Origin of the sequence: Psychrobacter sp. H7-1, from assembly GCF_904846585.1 — a bacterium.
Classification (GTDB): domain Bacteria; phylum Pseudomonadota; class Gammaproteobacteria; order Pseudomonadales; family Moraxellaceae; genus Psychrobacter; species Psychrobacter raelei.
This window is the reverse complement of sequence record NZ_CAJHBH010000072.1, coordinates 1-5,461: the sequence shown is the minus strand read 5'-3', so window position 1 is coordinate 5,461 and position 5,461 is coordinate 1. Positions and strand designations below refer to the sequence as shown.

The 5,461-nt window shown below is 48.8% G+C and carries 2 tRNA genes and 3 rRNA genes; all 5 read right to left on the bottom strand.

The features are described 5' to 3' along the window. Nucleotides 1–43 precede the first annotated feature (43 nt). The 5 genes from rrf to JMX92_RS12950 all read right to left on the bottom strand — a co-directional run bounded on the left by rrf (nt 44) and on the right by JMX92_RS12950 (nt 5,331). Nucleotides 44–157 (bottom strand): 5S ribosomal RNA (gene rrf / locus JMX92_RS12970). A gap of 163 nt (nt 158–320) precedes the next feature. Beyond that, a 23S ribosomal RNA gene (locus JMX92_RS12965) occupies nt 321–3,173 on the bottom strand. 321 nt (nt 3,174–3,494) lie between these two features. After that, nucleotides 3,495–3,570, bottom strand: a tRNA-Ala gene (locus JMX92_RS12960). Between the two features lie 88 nt (nt 3,571–3,658). After that, nucleotides 3,659–3,735 (bottom strand) — tRNA-Ile (locus JMX92_RS12955). A gap of 61 nt (nt 3,736–3,796) precedes the next feature. Next, a 16S ribosomal RNA gene (locus JMX92_RS12950) occupies nt 3,797–5,331 on the bottom strand. The 16S, 23S and 5S rRNA genes sit together here with 2 tRNA genes alongside, the layout of an rRNA operon. Nucleotides 5,332–5,461: the final 130 nt, after the last annotated feature.

The window sequence follows — 5,461 nt, the reverse complement described above, 5'->3', positions numbered from 1 at the left end:
AAAAAGCCCCCATTCGGATGAATGGGGGCTTTTAGGTATAGGGAGCTGACGATGACCTACTCTCACATGGGCGAACCACACTACCATTGGCGCGACGATGTTTCACTTCTGAGTTCGAGAAGGGATCAGGTGGTTCCATCGTGCTATTGTCGTCAGCAAAGGGGGTATAGATATGAGTTAGTTAAGGGTGAGCTTAACTTTATTTTGACTATTATATCAAGAACCTGAATCAAGTCACTGTTAATAAGTGATTATTTATAAATGATTATCAGGATGATATCGAAATAATTATAGCTTATACAAAACCACTTGGGTGTTGTATGGTCAAGCCAAACGAGCAATTAGTACAGGTTAGCTACACGCATCACTGCGCTTCCACACCCTGCCTATCAACGTCCTAGTCTTGAACGGCTCTTAAGGGAAATCTAATCTTGAGGTTGGCTTCCCGCTTAGATGCTTTCAGCGGTTATCCAATCCGAACGTAGCTACCGGGCAATGCCATTGGCATGACAACCCGAACACCAGCGGTTCGTCCACTCTGGTCCTCTCGTACTAGGAGCAGATCCTCTCAAATTTCCAACGCCCACGGTAGATAGGGACCGAACTGTCTCACGACGTTCTAAACCCAGCTCGCGTACCTCTTTAAATGGCGAACAGCCATACCCTTAGGACCTGCTTCAGCCCTAGGATGAGATGAGCCGACATCGAGGTGCCAAACACCGCCGTCGATATGAACTCTTGGGCGGTATCAGCCTGTTATCCCCAGAGTACCTTTTATCCGTTGAGCGATGGCCCTTCCATACAGAACCACCGGATCACTAAGACCTACTTTCGTACCTGCTCGACTTGTGGGTCTCGCAGTTAAGCGCGCTTTTGCCTTTATACTCTATGAACGATTTCCGACCGTTCTGAGCGCACCTTCGTACTCCTCCGTTACTCTTTAGGAGGAGACCGCCCCAGTCAAACTACCCACCATACATTGTCCTCGGTATTGTTATACCTGAGTTAGAACCCCAACATGACCAGGGTGGTATTTCAAGGATGGCTCCACAGATACTGGCGTATCTGCTTCAAAGCCTCCCACCTATCCTGCACAAGTCAGGTCAAAGTTCAATGTAAAGCTGTAGTAAAGGTTCACGGGGTCTTTCCGTCTAGCCGCGGGTACACAGCATCTTCACTGCGATTTCGATTTCACTGAGTCTCTGCTGGAGACAGCGCTGCCATCATTATGCCATTCGTGCAGGTCGGAACTTACCCGACAAGGAATTTCGCTACCTTAGGACCGTTATAGTTACGGCCGCCGTTTACTGGGGCTTCGATCAAGACCTTCGCATACGCTAAGCCCATCAATTAACCTTCCAGCACCGGGCAGGCATCACACCCTATACGTCCACTTTCGTGTTTGCAGAGTGCTGTGTTTTTAATAAACAGTTGCAGCAGCCTGGTATCTGCGACTGTCAATAGCTTACACCGCAAGGGTTTCACCATCGACAGCGTACCTTCTCCCGAAGTTACGGTACCATTTTGCCTAGTTCCTTCAGCAGAGTTCTCTCAAGCGCCTTGGTATTCTCTACCTGATCACCTGTGTCGGTTTAGGGTACGATTCGTTTATGACTATAGTTTAGAAGCTTTTCCTGGAAGCATGGTATTTGCCACTTCGCTATACAAGTATAGCTTGCTATCAGATCTCAGTATTAACAGCCCGGATTTGCCTAAGCCGTCTACCTACATCCTTCCACCTGGACAACCATCGCCAGGCTGGCATAACCTTCTCCGTCCCTCCATCACATCATAAACAAGTATCGGAATATTAACCGATTTCCCATCGACTACGCCTTTCGGCCTCGCCTTAGGGGTCGACTCACCCAGCCCCGATTAACGTTGGACTGGAACCCTTGATCTTCCGGCGTGCGAGCTTTTCACTCGCATTATCGTTACTCACGTCAGCATTCGCTCTTGTGATACCTCCAGCATACCTTACGATACACCTTCACAGGCTTACACAACGCTCCCCTACCACTTGAAACAATTTTCAAATCCGCAGCTTCGGCTCCTAGTTTGAGCCCCGTTACATCTTCCGCGCGGGCCGACTCGACTAGTGAGCTATTACGCTTTCTTTAAAGGATGGCTGCTTCTAAGCCAACCTCCTAGCTGTCTATGCCTTCCCACTTCGTTTCCCACTTAACTAGAAATTTGGGGCCTTAGCTGGCGGTCTGGGTTGTTTCCCTCTCCACGACGGACGTTAGCACCCGCCGTGTGTCTCCCGGATATTACTCATCGGTATTCGGAGTTTGCATCGGTTTGGTAAGTCGGTATGACCCCCTAGCCGAAACAGTGCTCTACCCCCAATGGTATTCGTCCGAGGCGCTACCTAAATAGCTTTCGGGGAGAACCAGCTATCACCGAGTTTGATTAGCCTTTCACCCCTATCCACAAGTCATCCCCTGGCTTTTCAACGACAGTGGGTTCGGTCCTCCGGTGCCTGTTACGGCACTTTCAACCTGCTCATGGATAGATCACTCGGTTTCGGGTCTATACCCTGCAACTATACGCCCTATTAAGACTCGGTTTCCCTACGGCTCCCCTAACGGTTAACCTTGCTACAGAATATAAGTCGCTGACCCATTATACAAAAGGTACGCGGTCACCCAACAAGTGGGCTCCCACTGCTTGTACGCACACGGTTTCAGGTTCTATTTCACTCCCCTCACAGGGGTTCTTTTCGCCTTTCCCTCACGGTACTGGTTCACTATCGGTCAGTCAGGAGTATTTAGCCTTGGAGGATGGTCCCCCCATCTTCATACAGGATTTCTCGTGTCCCGCACTACTTAATATGCTTCATTATATGTTTCGAATACGGGGCTATCACCCACTATGGCCAGTTTTCCCACACTGTTCTTCTACATATAAATCCGTCGGCTCCTCCCCGTTCGCTCGCCGCTACTGGGGGAATCTCTATTGATGTCTTTTCCTAAGGGTACTGAGATGTTTCACTTCCCCTCGTTCGCTTCCTAATAAATTAGGATACCTAGCTTACGCTAAGTGGGTTTCCCCATTCAGAAATCTCCGGATCACAGGATATTGCCGCCTCCCCGAAGCTTATCGCAGGCTGTCACGTCTTTCATCGCCTCTGACTGCCAAGGCATCCACCATGTGCGCTTAATTACTTGACCATACAACCCCAAAGGGTCTTTAGTCTGTAATTATAACGATATCACCTTGATAATTTACGCTTGATTCAGTTCTCTTTACTTTGTAACCAACCCCTTGGGATAACAACTGATGTCATTAAAAGGTTGGTTACTGGTTAGACAATGGCTCAGTGAATGATTCATCATCTAACCGTATTACAACTCATATCTATGTTTTTAAATAGTAATAACGCTGTCATCCAGTCGTCATATAGTTTCTGTATAAAACAGAAGTAAGTAATCGTTTTATCAATTGCTTAATTCTGGCTTATGTCTTTATCACTCTTAAATCTGCTTCCAATATGGTGGAGCCAAGGAGAGTCGAACTCCTGACCTCCTGCGTGCAAGGCAGGCGCTCTACCAACTGAGCTATGGCCCCTGAGAAGCGTATAAAAAAGCACTGCTTTTTTAGCTTCGCAAGAGAAAATTCCTTAAAGGGAATTTTCTGATCTCTTCACCAGTGAAGATGGTGGGTCTGATAAGACTTGAACTTATGACCCCCGCGTTATCAACACGGTGCTCTAACCAGCTGAGCTACAGACCCTTAAGAGCTTGCTAAATCAAAGAACAACTTGTTGTGAATTCTTGCTGACCGGATGCGTCAATAAGGAGGTGATCCAGCCGCAGGTTCCCCTACGGCTACCTTGTTACGACTTCACCCCAGTCATCGACCACACCGTGGTGAGCGCCCTCTAAAAGTTAGGCTACCCACTTCTGGTGCAATCAACTCCCATGGTGTGACGGGCGGTGTGTACAAGGCCCGGGAACGTATTCACCGCGGCATTCTGATCCGCGATTACTAGCGATTCCGACTTCATGGAGTCGAGTTGCAGACTCCAATCTGGACTACGATAGGCTTTTTGAGATTCGCATCACATCGCTGTGTAGCAGCCCTCTGTACCTACCATTGTAGCACGTGTGTAGCCCTGGTCGTAAGGGCCATGATGACTTGACGTCGTCCCCGCCTTCCTCCAGTTTGTCACTGGCAGTATCCTTAGAGTCCCCGGCCGAACCGCTGGTAACTAAGGAAAAGGGTTGCGCTCGTTGCGGGACTTAACCCAACATCTCACGACACGAGCTGACGACAGCCATGCAGCACCTGTATTCTAATTCCCGAAGGCACTCCCGCATCTCTGCAGGATTCTAGATATGTCAAGACCAGGTAAGGTTCTTCGCGTTGCATCGAATTAAACCACATGCTCCACCGCTTGTGCGGGCCCCCGTCAATTCATTTGAGTTTTAACCTTGCGGCCGTACTCCCCAGGCGGTCTACTTATTGCGTTAGCTGCGTCACTAAGGAATCAAGTTCCCCAACGACTAGTAGACATCGTTTACGGCGTGGACTACCAGGGTATCTAATCCTGTTTGCTACCCACGCTTTCGAACCTCAGTGTCAGTATGATGCCAGGAGGCTGCCTTCGCCATCGGTATTCCTTCAGATCTCTACGCATTTCACCGCTACACCTGAAATTCTACCTCCCTCTCACCTACTCTAGCCTAACAGTATCAGATGCAGTTCCCAGGTTAAGCCCGGGGATTTCACATCTGACTTATTAAGCCACCTACGCTCGCTTTACGCCCAGTAATTCCGATTAACGCTTGCACCCTCTGTATTACCGCGGCTGCTGGCACAGAGTTAGCCGGTGCTTATTCTGCAGCTAATGTCATCGTCTATGGGTATTAACCATAGAGTCTTCTTCACTGCTTAAAGTGCTTTACAACCAAAAGGCCTTCTTCACACACGCGGCATGGCTGGATCAGGGTTCCCCCCATTGTCCAATATTCCCCACTGCTGCCTCCCGTAGGAGTCCGGGCCGTGTCTCAGTCCCGGTGTGGCTGATCATCCTCTCAGACCAGCTACAGATCGTCGCCTTGGTAGGCCTTTACCCCACCAACTAGCTAATCCGACTTAGGCTCATCCAATAGCGAGAGCGCAAGCGCCCCCTTTTCCCCGTAGGGTGTATGCGGTATTAATTCGAGTTTCCCCGAGCTATCCCCCACTACTGGGCAGATTCCTAAGTATTACTCACCCGTCCGCCGCTCGTCAGCAAGAAGCAAGCTTCTCCTGTTACCGCTCGACTTGCATGTGTTAAGCCTGCCGCCAGCGTTCAATCTGAGCCATGATCAAACTCTTCAGTTTAATCTTGCTATGAAGCTCTTTAAAGAAGCTTCTAAACTTGGCTCATTCAATACTAGCAAATTGCTTTTCCGTATGTTTCATATAATGAATTAACTTCGAGTTTTTCTACTAATAAAGAATGATAATTTTT